The following is a 16,791-nucleotide window of genomic DNA, read 5'->3' as shown; positions in this document are numbered from 1 at the left end:
GCGTGACGGCGGGCAAAAAGGGCGAAATGCACGGGAACCACCCTTCATTCGAGGGCGGGCTTAAGAAAGGCCGTCGAAGTACTGGAGCAGGGCGCCTTTGTCCTTCACCACCAGGAGCTTGCCCTCGGAGGAGATGATCTCGGATTTCTTGAGCCGGCTCATGATGCGGGAGACGGTCTCCTCGGTGGACCCCACCAGGCCCGCGATGTCCCGGTTGGTGAGGGGGGTGTTGATGACCAGTCCGCACTTGTCGGTAATCCCCACCTCGTCCACCATCTTCAGGAGCACGCAGGCGATGCGCTTCTCCACCTTCTCCCCGGCGATGCAGCGTTCTTTGTAATAGGCCTGGTCCAACTTCATGACCACGCGGCGGGTCAGGTAAAGTGCGAAAAGGGGGTCCCTTGAGGCCAGCCACTGCAGGTCGTCCCAGCTTATCCGCCAGACGCGGGATTCCTCGCGCGCCACCGCGGAATAGGAGTAGATCCCCTCCTCGTAGAGGGCCCCCTCGCCGAAGAGGTCCCCGGGGTAGAGGAAGTTCAGGATGTACAGCCTGCCGTCGCCGTGGACGATATTGGCCTCCACGGTACCTTCCTCCACCACGTAGAGGTGGGTGGCCTCGTCTTGGTCTATGAATATGTACTGCTCGCGGTCGAACCACTCCGGCTTGAAAAGGTCCCGGGCTTCCTCGCGCAGGCCCCCCTCCAGGTGGTTGAGGAACTCCCGCAGGAAATGGTCTTCCACCGTGCCTCTCCTTCCCGAGTCTCCTGAACGCGAACAGGATGATTATACCAATCCGAGGTCTCGTCGGCATCATGTCCCGTGGACCGCACGGGGGGCTTGCGTGCCCAAAAGGAAGGGACGCCCACTTTTCGTCCAGGCCGCGGCCTGAGAGTCCTCGTTTGAGGAAGGGAATCGCATTGTGGGAAGAGGGGGCCGTTTACGGTACTCGTGAGAGCACGAATTATAATTGACATATGCCCATTATAATATTAATATAAGAGATCGATGGGGGGAGACATGAAGGATCGAGAACCGGCCCCCGAGGGAATGGGCACGGTGGTGACGTGAAACGCCGAGCGCGGCGGAAAGGAGGTGAATAGGATGCCGGGTTACGGGTATCGCAACATGTACCGGCTGACGGGCCTCCCGGGGTGGATGAGGTTCGGCTACAGCCCGGGCTGGGTGGGGAGGAGCCCCAGCGGCCTGGGGCCATGCGCCGAGTACCTCGTGACCGGGAGATGGCCCACCCCGCAGACGGCCCAGGCCTGGCAGGCCGGTCCGGCATCGGGTTTTGCAGCCGGGACTGGTTTCGCGGGAGGGCCAGAGCAGGAGCTGGAGTTCCTGAAGTCCAGGGCTGATTTTCTCTCCCGGCAGTTGGACGCCATACGCAAGCGCATCGAGGAGCTGGAGAAGAAGTAATCCCCGGTTCCGGGGATTGCCGCGAGGAGGCCGGGAAACGTCCCGGCCGTTCAACTACCCGTACCGCTTCCAGGTCCTGCGGGAATCGCTCTTTGCCTTGCCAGGGTTGGTATCATGGTCACCAATTACTTGCCGCCATCCAACCCGCTCCTTCTCCTGCGAGGGATCGCCCCACGACCTGCGAACGCACTTCCGGGGGAAATACTGGAAAAGATTGGCAGGGAGCCCAACAGTTTTTTTAGCCTGGCTTTTCTTTTCCGTCCGGTTCGCGGAAGCGTATCCCCCGGATGAGGTCGATGCGGGTGACCACGCCCACCATCTTGTTCTCCTCATCCGTGACCACCAGGAAGCGGGTCTGGTCGGTGAACATCTTCATGATGGCGTTCTGGATGGAATCCTTGAGCCCTATGGTCAGGGGCGGCTTGTGCATGATGTCCTCCACCCTCCTGTACATCCGGCTGGCGGGGTCCCTTCGGGCGAAGATGGCGGTGATGTCCGTGTCCCTGACTACGCCCACCAGCCTGTCTTTATCATCCAAGACGGGCAGGCCGTGGAACTTGTAGGTCTTGAACATTTCCACCAGCCTCTCCAGGTCGTCGTCCTTGCGGGCACAGATGGGCTCCCTGGTCATCACGTCCTCGACCTTCCCCTCCAGGTAGATGTGTTTTTCGCCCTCCATATCCCTCACCTCGATCCCGTCAGACTCTGGCCTCTCCGGCTTTGAATATAGCGTAGCGGGTGAACGGGGGCCCGATGAGCTGAAAGAAAAGGGTGGTGGCGGCGATGACGCTGATGGCCATGGTCCCCAGCTCCACCCCGGCGGGCCCGAATTTCCCTCCCCCCAACTCGAGCATGGTCTGGATGGAGAGGCCGATGGCCACCCCGGCCTGGGAAAAAAGGCACAGGCCCAGGTACTTGCGGACGTTCTCGGGAGCCCTGGATATCCTCCCTCCAAGGGAGGCCCCCGCCTGCTTCCCCAGGGAGCGGAAGAGGATATACAGCAGGCCTATCCATCCCAGCTGGAGCAGCTTTCCGGTCATCAGCTGCGAACCCACCACCACGAAGAAGATCACGAAGAGAGGCTGGGTTATGCCCCGCATGATCTCGAAGAGGTCCTCCCTACGCCATTTGGTGAGGTTGACCACGACCATCCCCATGGACATGTTGGCCAGGATGAGGGAGAAATGTAGGGCATTGGCCAGCCCGGTGGTGAGGACGATGGCTCCCAGGGTGAGCACCAGGAGTCCCCGCCGGGCGGTGTAGTTGCGTACCAGGAAAAGGAAAAGAAGGCCTACCGCCGACCCGAGGGCCATGGCCCCCAGGATCTCCCCGAAGGGGCGCAGCACGGCCTCCGCCACGTGCACCTCGCTTCCCGTGAGAAGGAACTTGGCCAGGAAGATGGCGAAGGCGTAGATGATGATGGCGAAGGCGTCGTCGATGCCCACCACGGCGAAGACGGTGGTGGTCAGCGGTCCCGAGGCCTGGTATTCCCGCAGCACGTCCACGGTGGCCGCCGGCGCCGTCGCCGAGGCCAGGGCGCCGAACACCAGCGCCAGGGGGAGGTTGCGGGAGTATATATACAAGGCGAGGGTCACCAGCACGGTGGCCCCCAGGGACTCGAGCACGGAAATCCAGAGGATGGAGTTCCCCAGGTGCCGGAGCTTGCGGAAAGCCAGCTCCCCCCCGATGTCGAAGCCGATGCAGGCCAGGGCCAGGTAGGTGAAATAGACCAGCCCACCGAAGTTGTCGTCGTGGAAGATCCCCAGGACGGACTTACCCATGAAGATGCCCACCAGGATGTATCCCACCACCATGGGAACCTTAAAACGTCGGCAGAGAAGACCCGCTCCCCATCCCAGCAGGAGGGCCAGGCCGACCATGGTGACCAGGAAATGGGGGCTCTCGGGTATGAGGTCCTTGAGCATCGGGAATCAGGCTTCCTCCTTCGTCCTCAGGTAGGCGGAAACGAATTCCCGCAGGGATTCCTCCAGGTGGCGGCGCGCCGTCGGGTTCATTTCCTCAAGGATCCTCTCCAGGTGCCTCTTGCGGCGGGCGTTTACCTGACGCACGAGATGCTCGCCCCGCTGGGTTAAGGCCAGCTCCACGCGGCGCCGGTCGTCGGTACCCGGCCGGCGCCGGAGGAGGCCCTTCTCCTCCAGGCGTTCCAGGAGGGAGGTGACCGCCGAGGGGGAAATGCCGAGCATGACGGCTATCCTGGCCGGTTTATCGTTGAGGTTGTATACCATGTCCAGGACCCGGAACTGGGGGACGGTGATCTGTTCTTCCCCCTCCTGTAACAGGGATTCGGCGAGGATATTGACCATGATGCGGGAGGCGTTCAGTATGTGCTCCTCGAGCCTCGGTGGCGAAACATCCGCCGCGACCCGCTGGACTTTCCCCATTGCTGCCTCCTGTCACGTTATTCCGGAAACCTCCTGTCGCGTTAGTCTGGAAAAGTTAAATATTTTAATAATTAAATTATCGAAATGTTCATACTCGGGGTCAAGCGGATACGCCTTGAGACACACTGGCTGGTGGGCTGAACCCAATCTCTTGCGGAATCAGGGGAGACTTGGTCGCGGTGCTCGAAGGGACCCTGGAAAACATGTCCACCTGCCCGGGAGCGTCCGAGCCGGCGGCACCTTCGGTTTCCCTGGAGCGCCGGGCGCCTCCGCGTGGGACGGGAATCAGCGGTGGTCCGGGCACTTGTCGAAGAACGACCTGTCCTTGCCCGTCCTCTTCACTATCCAATCCACCTGAGCTTCGGGGATGTAAGGCGTACCGCAGACGCTGCACCTGACCATCTTGAAATCCTTGTGCCATATGTGGCGCACGCCGTTCTCCTCCTTAAGCTGGATGGCTCCGGTGGGGCAGGCGTAGGCGCAGGCGCCGCAGCCGATGCACACGTCCGACGGCTTATTGTAAGGGGTGGCGGGTTTCTTGTCCGCCCCGCGTCCCACCATGGCTATGGCGTGCACGCCCACCACCTCGGCGCAGACGTTGGTGCACAGCGCGCAGGCGATGCACTTGTAGCGCTCGTTCTCGCCCTCGTCCTTGCGGAAGCGCACCCCGGTGACGCCCTCGGCGGCGGCCATCTCCCTTATCACCTCTGAATCCGGCACGCGCGCCAGGAGCAGCTCCAGAACGCCCCTACGGATCCTACGTACTAAGGGGGTGTCCGTCTTTATCTCCAGGCCCTTGCGCACCGGGAAGTTGCAGGCCGTGACCAGTCTCATCCTGCCCCGCTGGTGGGCCTCCACCAGGCACACGCGGCAGGAACCGCCGCTCGACGTCACCTCGCTGTTGTAGCAGAGCGAGGGGATGTGGATGCCGTTCTGGCGCGCCACCTCCAGCACGCAGTAGTCCTTTTCGGCCTCGAAGGTCCTCCCGTCTATGACCACGCTTATCTTTTCCATGTTACGAAATCCTCACCGCGTCGAATTTGCATACGTCCTTGCAGACGCCGCACTTTATACACTTGGAGGTATCGATAACGTGGGCCTCCTTGCGCTTCCCCGTGATGCAATTCTGCGGGCAGTTCTTGGCGCACAGGCGGCAGCCGGTGCACGCCTCGGGGTCTATGGAATAGGTGATGAGCGCCTTGCATACCCCGGCGGGACACTTCTTGTCCCTAATGTGGGCCTCGTATTCCTCGCGGAAGTACTTGATGGTGGAGAGCACCGGGTTGGCGGCCGAGGTCCCCAGGCCGCACAGCGCCCCCCAGGTCAGCAGATCGCACAGCTCCTCCAGCATGGCCACGTGCTCCTCCCTGCCGCGCCCCTCGGTGATCTCGGTGAGCAGGTCGAGCATGCGCGGCAGGCCGTCCCGGCAGGGGGTACACTTCCCGCAGGACTCCTCCACCAGGAACCCGGTGAAGTACTTGGCGACGTCCACCATGCAGGTGTCCTCGTCCATGACGATGATACCTCCGGACCCCATCATGGACCCGGCCTTGGTGAGACTGTCGAAATCGATGGGCAGGTCCGCAAGGCGTTCGGGTATGCAGCCGCCGGAGGGGCCACCGGTTTGCACCGCCTTGAACTTCTTGCCCCCCAGGACGCCCCCGCCGATGTTCTCCACCAGCTCGCGTATGGAGATGCCCATGGGCACCTCCACCAGGCCGGTATTGTTGACCTTGCCCACCAGGGAGAAGACCTTGGTGCCCTTGGAACCCTCGGTGCCCATGCTCGCGTACCATTCCGCGCCCTTGAGGATGATCTCGGGCACGTTGGCCCAGGTCTCGACGTTGTTGAGGACGGTCGGCTTATTGTAGAGGCCCCTCTCTACCGAACGGATGTACTTGGCGCGCGGCTCACCCACGTTGCCCTCGACCGAACGCATGAGGGCCGAGGACTCGCCGCACACGAAGGCACCACCGCCGCGGCTGATCTTGATGTCGAAGGAAAATCCGGTCCCCAGGATGTTCTCGCCCAGCAGGCCCTTCTCGCGCGCCGCCTCGAGGGCCAGGGTGAGGTTCCGCACTGCCAGGGGGTACTCGTCACGCACGTAGATATATCCCTGGTGCGAGCCCACGGCGTAGGCGCCTATGATCATGCCCTCGATCACCGCGTGCGGGTCGCCCTCCATGATGGAGCGGTCCATGAAGGCGCCCGGGTCTCCCTCATCGCCGTTGCACATCACGTAGCGGACGTCGCTCTCCACCGCCGCACAGGAACGCCACTTGGTCCCGGTGGGGAAACCGGCACCACCGCGCCCGCGCAGACCCGAGCGCTCCACCTCGGAGATGATGTCCTCGGGCTTCATGGTGAGCGCCTTGGCCAGCCCGGCGTAGCCGCCCACCAGTATGTAATCATCGATGCTGGTGGGGTCTATGGTTCCGATATGCCTCAGGGCGATACGGTGCTGGTGCTTGTAGAAGGGGATCTCGCTGTAGTGCGGGACGACCTCGTCGGTGACCTTGTCCCGATAGACCAGCCGCTCCACGATGCGGCCGCCCTTGATGGATTCCTCCACGATCTCCGGCACGTCCTCTGGTCTCACCTTAAGGTAGAGGATGTCCTGGGGCCGGAGCACTACTAGCGGACCGTTCTCGCAGTACCCGTGGCACCCGGTGGTCTTGAAGCCGATGTTCACGTCCACCTGGAGCCCCTGCTCCTTGATGGCCTCCATGAAAGCCTCCGCCACCCGCCTGGAGCCGTGAGCCTGGCAGCCGGTACCGAAGCATACCAACACCGTGGGCAGGTCGGGTTTGGCCGCTGCCGCGAGCTCCCGGCGGTAGGCCTCCAGTTCCTCTATGGAGTTGATGGCTCCCATATCCCTAGCTCCCAACCTGTTTCTTGACCATATCCACGACCTTGGAGGGGCGGGTCTGCCCGTGATACACCTCGTCGACCAGGACCACCGGCGCCATGGCGCAGGCCCCCACGCAGTTGACGCATTCCAGGGTGAACTCCCCGTCCTCGGTGGTCCCGTTGCGCTTCACCTTCAGCTCCCGCTCCAGCGTATCCAGGATCAGGGGCGCGCCCTTGAGGTGACACGCCGTCCCCGTGCAGACCTTGATGGTGTGCCGGCCGCGAGGGGTGAGGGAGAGGGCCTTGTAGAAGGTGCCCATGGCGTAGATCTTGCTCGCCGGGACCCCCATGACCTCGCTCAGGCGGCGTATGCCCTCCTCGGGGACGTAGTGGAACTCGCGCTGGAAGTCCTGCAGGATGGCCAGCAGCGATTCCTCCGACCTCTCGTAACGCTCTATGATACGGTCGAACCGGCTCACGTCCTGGGTCATCTCCGTCATCTCATCAACCCTCTTCGCTGAGCTTCACCAGTTTCTCGTACTCCGCTGTGGTGCGTTCCTGGATGGCCTCGATGTCCTCGGGCGTCAGGTGCCGGAAGCGGCCCTGCCCCTCGATGTATTCCCGCACGGGCAGGACAGGGTCCGGCCGGTAGGTGAGGCGGTACTTTCCGTACTCGTATTCGTAGAGTGGAAAAACGCAGGTGTTCACGGCCAGGCGCCCGTACCTGATGGCCTCCTCCGACGGGATGCGCCATCCCGTAGGGCACACGGACAGGATGTGCAGGTACGCCGGACCCTCGATGGCGGCCGCCTTCTTCACCTTCTCCATGAGATCGAAGGGGAAGCTGGGGCATGCCGTGGCCACGTAGGGGATGTTGTGGGCGATGGCGATCTTGGGCAGGTCCTTCTTCTGGGTGCGCTGGCCCTTGGACAGCTTGCCGGCCGGGCTGGTGGTGGTGCTGGCGCCCCAGGGAGTGGCGCTGGAGCGCTGGATGCCGGTGTTCATGTAAGCCTCGTTGTCGTAGCACACGTAGATGAAGTCGTGCCCGCGCTCCAGGGCCCCGGAGAGCTGGCCCATGCCTATATCGGCGGTGGCCCCGTCGCCTCCCATGGCCACGAAGTTGATCTTCTTCGGGAGTAGCTTTCCCTTGCGCATCATGGCCTTCATGCCCGACTCGCAGCCGGTGATCACCGCCGAGGCGTTCTCGAAGGCCACGTGGATCCAGGGCACCTCCCAGGCCGTGGTGGGAAGGGGCGAGGAGACGATCTCCATGCAACCCGTGGCCATGGCCACTATGGTGTCGCGTCCCAGGGCCTTCATGACCAGGCGGACGGCCAGCGCCTCGGCGCAGCCCTGGCAGGCGCGGTGGCCGGGGGCGAAATATTCGCCCTTTTCGACCAGTCTCGCCGAATAAACCGAGAACTTGTCCATGTCCAACTCCTCACTCGCGCACGCCGTACAGCGTGAACCCGGCCGTGTCGCCCGCGGCGGCCTTGGCCTTTCCTCCCAGGATGATGGCCTTGAAGTCCTCCACCCTCACGTCCCTGCTCGCCAGTCCAGCCACGTAATTCACGACCGCCGGAGCCTGCGGCCTGCGGTACATGGCACTTCTCACCTCCAGGGCCACCGGGCCGCCGGGGCCGCCGAAGCTTATGGCCCGGTCCAGCACGATCAGGGCCGCCTTTCCCTCTGCCGCCCGGTAGAGGTCCTCGAAGGGGAAGGGGCGCCACAGCCGGATCTTAATCGCTCCCACTTTCTCCCCTTGCTCCCTCAGCTCGTCCACGGCCACCATGGCTGTCTCCCCGAGAGAGCCCATGGTCACTATGCAGTATTCGGCGTCCTCTGCCCGGTAGGTCTCCACGGGATGGTATCGCCTCCCGGTGAGGGCGGCCCACTCCTCCCACGCCTTGAGGCAGGTGACATAGGAACCCACCAGGGCCTTTTCGCGGGCCATCTGCGTCTCCGTGTATATCTCCGGCATGCCGAAACACCCCATGGAAACCGGTTTTTCCGGGTGCAGGGCGTTCTCCAACTTGTACTCAGGAATGTAGCGTTTGATCAGCTCGTCGTCCTCGAATTCGATGGGCTCGATCATGTGGGTCAGAATGAAGCCATCGATGTTTATGGCCACCGGCAGGCGCACCGCGGGGTCCTCGGCCACGCGGAAGGCCCAGAAGACATGGTCGTACGCTTCCTGCCCGTTCTCCACGAACACGTGTATCCAGCCGCCGTCACGCACCATCATGGTGTCGGTGTGGTCGTTCCAGATGGACAGCGGCGCGGAGAGAGAGCGATTGGCCAGGGCCATGACCACGGGGAGGCGCATGGCCGAGGCGATGAAGAATATCTCGGCCATCAGGGCCAGCCCCTGTGAGGACGTGGAGGTGAAGGTACGGGCTCCCACGGCGGCCGCGCCGCAGCACACGCTCATGGCCGAGTGCTCGCTCTCCACGGGCACGAATTCCGCGTCCAGGTGACCGTCGGCCACCATCTCGGCGAGGTGTTCCACGATATGGGTCTGCGGGGTGATGGGGTAGGCCGCTATGACGTCGCAATCCGCTTGCCCTACCGCCTCCGCTACCGCCAGCGATACCTCGATTCCCCTGCGTTCCTTGGGCATGTCAGCCTTCCTCGATCTCCATGCTTATGCATCCCACTGGGCATTCCCTGGCGCAGATACCACAGCCCTTGCAGTACTCCAGGTCGGCCTGGAAATGGCCCTCCACGGACCTCTCTATGGCCGCGTCCGGGCAGAAAAGCCAGCAGACGCCGCAGCGGATGCACTGTTCCTTGTCCACCACCGGCCGGAGCGAACGCCAGCTCCCTGTCTTGTATTCCCTGGAGCTCCCGGGGTCGCTGACCGTCGCCCCTATTTCCAGGTCCTGCCACCTGATCTCTTCCATCGGTTTAGCCACAGCCCTTACTCCTTCAATACCAGCTCGTTATAGGACCGCTCCAGGGCCCTCATGTTCTTCTCCCCCAGCTTGGGACCGAAGCGCTCTAGCATGGGTCCGCGCATATCCTCGACCCCCAGCAGTCCGGTTGCCCTTAAGACTGCCCCCAGCATGGTGGTGTTCACGATGACCCGCCCCAGCTCTTCCCGTGCTATCTGGTCGGCGTTGACCGTGCCCACCCGGCAGGAGAAACGGCACTCATTCATTATCTCCTCGTAGGACTTCTTGGTGTTGATGATGAGTATGCCGTCCGGCTTTAGGCCTTCGACCGGATCGATAAGGGTGAGGAGCCCCGAATCCAATATGACCACTACATCGGGCTCATATATCTTGTCGCGGAGCAGAATCCTCTTGTTGTCCAACCTGCAGAAGGCCACCACCGGGGCCCCCCTGCGCTCGGGCCCGAAGCTCGGGAAGGCCTGGGCATACATCCCTTTGTTGATGGCCGCCACGGCGAGCAGCTCGGCCGAGGTGACCGCTCCCTGGCCTCCCCTGCCGTGAAACCTGATCTCCAACATGCGGGAAGCTCCTGTTTGCCTTTGATCCTATCCTTTACAGCTCTTTTTCCGCAAAAAGTTTCTACATATTATATCCAAATCCTCAACTGGTTCAACCGACCGCTCTCCTTTTATGTGGAGATTTACCTAAGCCTACCTATTCTTTACACGAACTGCATCGGCTACGACCTCAAAAAGATATGGAGATACAGGCCTGAGGCAAAAGCGCATCCACGCGCCCTTGCATGCGGTAAGGGAGAAGAGAAAAAGCCCTTCTTGCCGGATGACAAAGGGGCGTTTTTAATTCCCACCCCTTTGGGGCGAAGGGCCGTGATATCCTAAGGCTTGTATACATTCTCGGTCAGCCCGTCAGGACCTGAGCCAGTGAGGAGGAAGGGATACATGAGGAGATATTACGAGCGGTTGTTCGATCCCCGGTCCATAGCCGTGGTGGGGGCCTCCAACCTGCCCGGCAAGTGGGGGTTCAACATGCCCATGAACATCATTGGCGGGGGTTACCGGGGGAAGCTCTTCATGGTCAACCCCCATGAGAAGCGGGTGCTGGGATTTCCCGCCTATCCTTCCATCGGGGATATCGAGGAGGAGATCGACCTGGTGGTGGTGGCTATCCCGGCGCGCAAGGTACCCGACGTTATAGCGCAGGCGGCGGAGAAGGGGGTCAAGAACGCGGTCGTCGTCTCCTCCAACTTCAGTGAGGTGGGGGAGGAGGGTGCCCGCCTAGAGCGGCAACTGGCGGAGATCGCCAACCGAGCGGGCATGACCATCGTAGGCCCCAATACCATGGGGATCTACAGCAAGACCAGCTCCCTGTGCTGCTTGGGGGCCCCAGTCTTCCCCCTCAAAGGCGGGGTGGGCTTCATCTCCCAGAGCGGGAACCTGGGGGTGCAGCTCATGACCTGGGGATACCGCAAGGGGGTGGGCTTCAGCCGCTTCATCGGGAGCGGCAACGCCGCCAACACAGACATCAGCGACTGGCTGGAGTACCTGGGCGGGGACCCGGAGACGGAGACCATCATCCTCTACATCGAGGGGGTGAAGGACGGGAGGAAATTCCTGGAAGTGGCCCGGCGCATCACCCCCCACAAGCCGGTCATTGCCCTCAAGGCGGGCAAGGGCCGCCAGGGGCAGCGGGCGGTCCTCTCCCACTCCGGCTCCCTGGCGGGCCCCTACGAGCTCTTCCGCGGGGCCATGGAGCAGGCGGGCATCATCGAGGCGGAAACCACCGAGGAGCTGGTGGACCTGGCCGCGGCCTTCTCCTCCCTTCCCGTGCCCCGAGGCTCCCGCACGGCGGTGATGACCCTGGGCGGAGGCTGGGGGGTAGCCGCCGCCGACTACTTCGACCGCGAGGGCCTGGAGATGGCCGAACTCCCGGAGGAGGTCATCGAGGAGCTGGACCGCTACCTCCCCGCCTTCTGGAGCCGCCGCAACCCGGTGGACATCGTGGGCAACGTGCAACGCTCCAACCATTTCCGGGTCATCGACGCCCTGGCCCGCTGCCCGGAGGTGGACATGGTCATCAGCATGGGCACCCTCATGGGCCGGGACTTCTGGCTGGAGAACATGTTCAAGACCGCGGTGCGACCCTTTTTCAACATGCTCTTCCGGCGCACCCGCCTCCTTCCTTTCTTCCAGCTCTCCATCTGGAAGGGCTTCCGGGATTCCCTGCGCAAGCGCGGCGGGCGCACCCGGGAGGGGAGCGGGGGCATCGATCCTACGGAGACCTTCCAGTGGACGGACCTGGCGGTGGTGCGCCGCATCAAGCGCCTCATGAGGGAGGAGGGAAAGCCCATCATCGCCGTGGCGGTGAACGAGGGGGAGCGCTCCGCCTCCTTCCGCATGCGCGACTCCGGCGTCTTTACCGCCTCCACCCCGGAGAGGGCCGTGCGCGTGGCTGGGAAACTGGCCTGGTACTCTCGTTTTCTAGGGGATCGCGGTAGCGATTGAGAGCCGCTGGCAAGGCGATCGGAACGATGCCGACGATCGAACTTACGACGTGCCGGCCAGGGAATCCACCCCGTGAAAGCGACACCGGGATCCACTCCTCTCCGGGTTCGTGTGCCCTGCATTACCACCGGTGGCGACGGCGGGAAATGCGGCCGTTCCGTATTGACAAGGTATGAGGCCGGGAGTAAAAAGAATAAATAATCTCGGGGGAAAGACGCGAAAAGACCTGGGACTTGGGCAAGGACGTATCCCATGCGGGTCATCATCACGGGTTGTGGAAGGGTGGGCGCCCAGCTTGCCCAGCTGCTTTCCTATGAAGGTCACGACGTTGTAGTCATCGATCGGGACGAGGAATCCTTCCACCGCTTGCCGGCTGGCTTCAACGGCATCACCATGACCGGCGTCGCCTTCGACGAGACGACCCTCCTGGAGGCGGGGATAAAGTTCGCTGATGCTGTGGCGGCAGTGACCAATTACGATAACACCAACCTGATGGTGGCTGAGATAGCCACGAACCTTTACGATGTGCCTACGGTCATTGCCCGCCTCTACGACCCGGCGAAAAGGAGGGTCTTCGAGAAGCTCGGGGTGAATTACGTCTGCGGCACCACCCTGGTGGCGGAAAAGATGATGCATAAGCTCCTGCAGCGGGACGTCGTCATCCATCAGGAACGGTACGATCCGGGGGTCAGGGTCTTGGAGTTCAAGGTGCCCTGGCTGGCCAGGAAGATGACGGTGGGTGACCTTGAGATCAACGAAGACACCCGCGTCCTTGCCCTGCAGCGTTCCGGTCGTCAAATACGCTGGGAAAAGGATATGCGGCTGTTGGTGGGAGATACGGTGGTAATCGCTGCCAAAAGGGCTGCATGGAAAATATTGGAAGATATCCTGGGAAACCTCGGCCTGCAGGTTTGAGCCCTTGTGTCCGTAAAGCCGCATTACGGGTGGAGATGAGCAAGGATGAGGATAATCATTGCCGGTTGCGGGCGCGTAGGTGCACAACTTGCGGAGATGCTCTCCCTGGACAACCAAGAGGTCGTGGTCATTGACCGGGACAGTTCCGCCTTCGACCGCCTGTTCAAGCTCTTCCCGGGAGAGGTCGTACAGGGGGTGTCTTTCGACAGCAGCACGTTGAAGAAGGCAGGGGTCGAGAAGGCCGACGCCCTAGCGGCGGTGACCAGTTACGACAACGCCAACCTGATGACCGCGGAGGTGGCCAAAAACGTATACGGCGTTCCCCGGGTGGTGGCCCGTATCTACAACCCGGATAAGGAAGAGACCTACCGCGCCCTGGGGATCGATTACGTCATCGGGACCGAGATAGTCGCCAGGTCCATCATGGAGATCATCGCCAGGCCCATGATAAGGCGGAGGGCCAGATGCTGTCAGGGTAGCCTCAACCTCCTGGAGTTCGATTGCCCGCCGAGGTGGGCGGGACAGACCATGGAGTGGTGCGAGAGGCAGGTGCCGATATGGATAGCTTACCTGGTGAGGGAGGGCAACGTTGTTTTCCCTGACCGGCATACCATTCTGGAGGAGGGGGACGAGATAACTGCTCTGGCCTCAGACCGTGTCCTGGGCAAGCTGGAAGTATACCTGCGCCGAAAGGCCGGAAGTAGAGGTTGAAACCATGTACGTCGTGATCGGCGGCGGGGGGAAAGTGGGGTCTTTCCTGGCCGAAAAGCTGATGGACAGGAAGCATGCCGTGGCGGTCATAGAGAAGAACGAGAAGGACTGCCAACGGCTGGCCCGGGGCCTCAATGTGCTGGTGATTCACGGGGATGCTTGCGATTACCATTCCCAAGAAGAGGCCCAGACGTTCAGGGCTCACGTGTTCGCCGCCGTAACCGGCGACGACGACGATAACCTCACCGCCTGCCAGCTGGCCAGGACCTCTTTTGGGGTTCCTCGCGTGGTGGCCCGGGTGAACGATCCCGCCAACGAGGAGATCTTTAACCTGATGGGAATCGACGCCATATCCAGCACGACCATAGTGGCCAGGCTTATCGAAAGCGTCAGCACGGTGGAGGACATCATCACTCTTCATGCCCTGCGCAAGGGCAAGATAGTTGTAGTGGAGGTGGACATACCCCCGGGCGGAAGCCAGGCCTGCTATCGCAAAATCAAGGACCTTGGCCTGCCCCCGGGGTGCGTGCTCATCTCCATGATCAGGGGAGAGCAGGTCGTAATCCCGCGCGGTGAGGACATCCTGCGCCCCGGGGATTCGGTGATCGCCGTGACCGCGGTGGACAAGGAAGAGGAGCTCCGCCGCCTCCTCCTGACCGGAAGGCCGCACACGGACAAACGAGGGGTGGAGGGAGGATGAAGAAGTTAAAGGAAGGGAGAAGAGTAAACGGGAGGAAAAGCCACGGCCGGGTCGTACTGGGTTACGCCAGGGGGATGCTGGTGGAGGTGCTGGCGGTGGCAGCACTGTCCTCCACCGCCCTTCTCCTCATGTTCCTGGTCAAGGCACTCCATCCGTGATTTAAGGTGCTCCAGTTATGATCCTCAAGCCATCTAGAGCGGACGTCAAGCTCATAGCCTGGGCCATCGGGAGGGTCATCCTGGGAGTCGGGCTGATAATGCTCGTGCCCCTCCTGGTCTCCGTAGCCTGTTCGGAGTGGAATGTAGTCCTGGATTTCCTCATCGGCATCGTCGCCTGCGTCCTCTTCTGGCTGGTAACGGAGAACACCTGCCGAACGGAGAAGGACCTGCGGTGGTTCCACGGGCTCATCGTGGCCTCCGCCGGCTGGCTGACGGCCATGGTCTTCGGGGCCATTCCTCACTATCTCTCCGGGCATTTCAAGTCCTTCCTGGATGCCTGCTTTGACCTCATGAGCGGTTACACCACCACTGGCCTTTACCTCCTCCAGGACCTGGACCACTGTTCGCATGGCCTGAACATGTGGAGGCACCTCCTGACCTATGCCGGAGGACAGGGGATTATCGTTATCGCCCTGACCTTCCTCTTCGCGGGCACGGCGGGGGCCTTCAAGATCTACGTGAGCGAGGGTAAGGAGGAGAAGCTGTTGCCCAACGTGATCAACACCGCGCGGGCCATCTGGATGATCAGCCTGAGCTACCTCGTGGTGGGGAGCGCCTTTCTATGGGCGGCTCTGGTGAAGGAGGGCATGCCGTTAGGAAGGGGTTTCCTGCATGCCATGTGGCTTTTCATGGGCGCTTGGTCCACTGGGGGTTTCGCCCCCCAGAGCCTGAACCTCCTCTACTACCACAGCCTGACGGTGGAACTCATTACCCTAGTCATCTTCGTCATAGGGTCCTTCAATTTCGCCCTGCATTACTCGGTTTGGACGGGGGACGTGAAGGAGATATACCGGAACGTGGAGACCAGGTCCTTCACCTTCACCCTGATGCTGACCACCCTCCTCCTTTCCCTGGGCTTCGGGAAGATTGGGGTCTTCGGCAGCCTTATGGAATTCTTCCGCAAGGGTTTCTACAACCTCGTGAGCGGGCACACCACCACCGGCAACAGCACCATATATTCCGTTTCCTTTTACCGGGATTTCGGTCCCCTGGCCATGTGGGCGATAATCCTGGCCATGGCCATCGGCGCCAGCGCCTGTTCCACGGGAGGTGGGTTCAAGGGGCTCCGCATGGGCATACTGTATCGGTATTTCCGGAGCGAGCTGAGGAGGCTGGCATCCCCGGAAAGAGCGGTGGTCGCGGAGAAGATACACCATATCAGGGACATATGGCTGGAAGACGCCATGATAAAGGGGACCCTCTTCATCCTTCTCTGTTACGTCCTCGTCTATTTCGCCGGTGGAATTATGGGGATCCTCTTCGGGTACGAGCCCTCGGTGGCCTTCTTCGACGCCGTGTCCGCGGGCAGCAACACGGGGTTGTCCGCCGGCCTCACCAGCCCGCTTATGCCCACGGCCATGAAGGTCTACTACATATTCGCCATGTGGGCAGGGAGGCTGGAGTTCATGTCCGTCATAGCCCTCCTGAGCTTCTTCGGGGCCTTGGTCCGGGGAAGAAGGGGGAGGTAACCACGATGAAAAGCCTCCACCTTCAACTCCTACCCTGGCTCTTGGCCCTGGCCCTGGCGATCGCCTTCCCTCTCGCTTCCTCGCCGCGAGCCTGGGGCGCGGACGGACTGGTGACCGTACAGGAATTGGTGGAGAGGGCGGAAGAATATGACGGCCAGGAAGTGGTCATCGAGGGGGAAGCAGTTGGGGACGTGATGATACGGGGAGAGGAAGCTTGGATAACCGTCAATGACGACCCCTACAGTCGGCGAAGCCTGGAGGAGGGCGGCGAGTTCGCCGGGCTCAGCAACTGTGGAATAGGGGTCGTTCTTCCTCGCAAAGAAGCCGAAAAGGTGAAGGTTCTGGGGAGCTACAAGCATCACGGCGACCGGGTGAGGGTGAGAGGGATCTTTCACCGGGCGGATCCCTCCCATGGGGGGGACACGGTTATCGAGGGGAGATTCCTTGAGGTGGTAGAGCCGGGCTATCCCATAAAACACCCGTTCTCCTACGGGAAATTGGCAGTGGGCTTGTCCCTAGCGCTGGTGGCGTTATTTCTTGGGAGCCGGTTACGTAAGAAGAAGGAAGCTTCCGTTTTCTGAAAATTGGTCGCCCGCCTCACTTGCTTGGATGCTGGTTACGGGTGATCTTCCAATCCGATCCTTGGTTCTTTTTCCACATCCGCACAGAACGATGCAAACGGAACCGCCTT

19 protein-coding genes are annotated in these 16,791 nt (G+C 61.8%); 8 read left to right on the top strand and 11 right to left on the bottom strand.

The annotated features are described in order from the left end of the window. Nucleotides 1-60: 60 nt before the first annotated feature. Entirely contained in the window at nucleotides 61-741 is a 681-nt protein-coding gene (locus QME84_02680) for a Crp/Fnr family transcriptional regulator (GenBank protein ID MDI6873182.1), read from the bottom strand. A gap of 360 nt (nucleotides 742-1,101) precedes the next feature. Here QME84_02680 and QME84_02675 point away from each other — a divergent pair, with 360 nt between their 5' ends. After that, entirely contained in the window at nucleotides 1,102-1,419 is a 318-nt protein-coding gene (locus QME84_02675) for a DUF5320 domain-containing protein (protein MDI6873181.1), read from the top strand. Nucleotides 1,420-1,657: 238 nt separating this feature from the next. Here the strand turns inward: QME84_02675 and QME84_02670 are convergent, their stop codons facing one another. From QME84_02670 to QME84_02625, 10 genes are all read right to left on the bottom strand, one after another. Further along, the gene (locus QME84_02670; protein ID MDI6873180.1) at nucleotides 1,658-2,098 is read right to left on the bottom strand and encodes a CBS domain-containing protein; all 441 of its coding nucleotides are present in this window, start codon (nucleotides 2,096-2,098) and stop codon (nucleotides 1,658-1,660) included. Nucleotides 2,099-2,117: 19 nt separating this feature from the next. Continuing rightward, a complete protein-coding gene (locus QME84_02665) occupies nucleotides 2,118-3,344 on the bottom strand; it encodes a cation:proton antiporter (protein ID MDI6873179.1) in 1,227 nt (408 codons plus the stop codon). Between the two features lie 6 nt (nucleotides 3,345-3,350). After that, a complete protein-coding gene (locus tag QME84_02660) occupies nucleotides 3,351-3,821 on the bottom strand; it encodes a MarR family transcriptional regulator (GenBank protein MDI6873178.1) in 471 nt (156 codons plus the stop codon). 285 nt (nucleotides 3,822-4,106) lie between these two features. Then, a complete protein-coding gene (locus QME84_02655) occupies nucleotides 4,107-4,835 on the bottom strand; it encodes a 2Fe-2S iron-sulfur cluster-binding protein (protein MDI6873177.1) in 729 nt (242 codons plus the stop codon). Nucleotide 4,836: 1 nt separating this feature from the next. After that, entirely contained in the window at nucleotides 4,837-6,693 is a 1,857-nt protein-coding gene (locus QME84_02650) for an NADH-quinone oxidoreductase subunit NuoF (GenBank protein ID MDI6873176.1), read from the bottom strand. Nucleotides 6,694-6,697: 4 nt separating this feature from the next. Then, the gene (locus tag QME84_02645) at nucleotides 6,698-7,171 is read right to left on the bottom strand and encodes an NAD(P)H-dependent oxidoreductase subunit E (protein MDI6873175.1); all 474 of its coding nucleotides are present in this window, start codon (nucleotides 7,169-7,171) and stop codon (nucleotides 6,698-6,700) included. A gap of 4 nt (nucleotides 7,172-7,175) precedes the next feature. After that, complete coding sequence (gene porB / locus QME84_02640) at nucleotides 7,176-8,102, bottom strand: pyruvate synthase subunit PorB (protein ID MDI6873174.1); 927 nt, start codon at nucleotides 8,100-8,102, stop codon at nucleotides 7,176-7,178. A 10-nt stretch (nucleotides 8,103-8,112) separates the two neighbouring features. Further along, entirely contained in the window at nucleotides 8,113-9,291 is a 1,179-nt protein-coding gene (locus tag QME84_02635) for a transketolase C-terminal domain-containing protein (protein ID MDI6873173.1), read from the bottom strand. A 1-nt stretch (nucleotide 9,292) separates the two neighbouring features. Beyond that, nucleotides 9,293-9,574, bottom strand: a complete 282-nt coding sequence (gene porD / locus QME84_02630) for a pyruvate synthase subunit PorD (GenBank protein ID MDI6873172.1) — start codon at nucleotides 9,572-9,574, stop codon at nucleotides 9,293-9,295. 17 nt (nucleotides 9,575-9,591) lie between these two features. After that, a complete protein-coding gene (locus QME84_02625) occupies nucleotides 9,592-10,143 on the bottom strand; it encodes a 2-oxoacid:acceptor oxidoreductase family protein (GenBank protein MDI6873171.1) in 552 nt (183 codons plus the stop codon). Nucleotides 10,144-10,524: 381 nt separating this feature from the next. Here QME84_02625 and QME84_02620 point away from each other — a divergent pair, with 381 nt between their 5' ends. The 7 genes from QME84_02620 to QME84_02590 all read left to right on the top strand — a co-directional run bounded on the left by QME84_02620 (nucleotide 10,525) and on the right by QME84_02590 (nucleotide 16,681). After that, nucleotides 10,525-12,087, top strand: a complete 1,563-nt coding sequence (locus QME84_02620; GenBank protein ID MDI6873170.1) for a CoA-binding protein — start codon at nucleotides 10,525-10,527, stop codon at nucleotides 12,085-12,087. A 252-nt stretch (nucleotides 12,088-12,339) separates the two neighbouring features. After that, nucleotides 12,340-13,002, top strand: coding sequence for a TrkA family potassium uptake protein (locus tag QME84_02615; GenBank protein ID MDI6873169.1), 663 nt, complete (start codon nucleotides 12,340-12,342; stop codon nucleotides 13,000-13,002). A 45-nt stretch (nucleotides 13,003-13,047) separates the two neighbouring features. Then, nucleotides 13,048-13,713, top strand: coding sequence for a TrkA family potassium uptake protein (locus QME84_02610; protein MDI6873168.1), 666 nt, complete (start codon nucleotides 13,048-13,050; stop codon nucleotides 13,711-13,713). A 4-nt stretch (nucleotides 13,714-13,717) separates the two neighbouring features. Then, entirely contained in the window at nucleotides 13,718-14,413 is a 696-nt protein-coding gene (locus QME84_02605) for an NAD-binding protein (GenBank protein ID MDI6873167.1), read from the top strand. Beyond that, nucleotides 14,410-14,571: a hypothetical protein gene (locus QME84_02600; protein ID MDI6873166.1), complete on the top strand. Its 162-nt coding sequence runs from the start codon at nucleotides 14,410-14,412 to the stop codon at nucleotides 14,569-14,571. The genes QME84_02605 and QME84_02600 overlap by 4 nt, the downstream gene beginning before the upstream one ends. A 17-nt stretch (nucleotides 14,572-14,588) precedes the next feature. Beyond that, complete coding sequence (locus tag QME84_02595) at nucleotides 14,589-16,100, top strand: potassium transporter TrkG (protein ID MDI6873165.1); 1,512 nt, start codon at nucleotides 14,589-14,591, stop codon at nucleotides 16,098-16,100. A 5-nt stretch (nucleotides 16,101-16,105) separates the two neighbouring features. Next, entirely contained in the window at nucleotides 16,106-16,681 is a 576-nt protein-coding gene (locus QME84_02590; GenBank protein MDI6873164.1) for a hypothetical protein, read from the top strand. Nucleotides 16,682-16,791 lie beyond the last annotated feature (110 nt).

It is taken from the genome of Actinomycetota bacterium, assembly GCA_030019255.1.
In the GTDB taxonomy this organism is placed as follows: domain Bacteria; phylum Actinomycetota; class Geothermincolia; order Geothermincolales; family RBG-13-55-18; genus Solincola_A.
The sequence above is the reverse complement of the archived record's forward strand: the minus strand, read 5'-3'. Positions and strand labels throughout refer to the sequence as shown.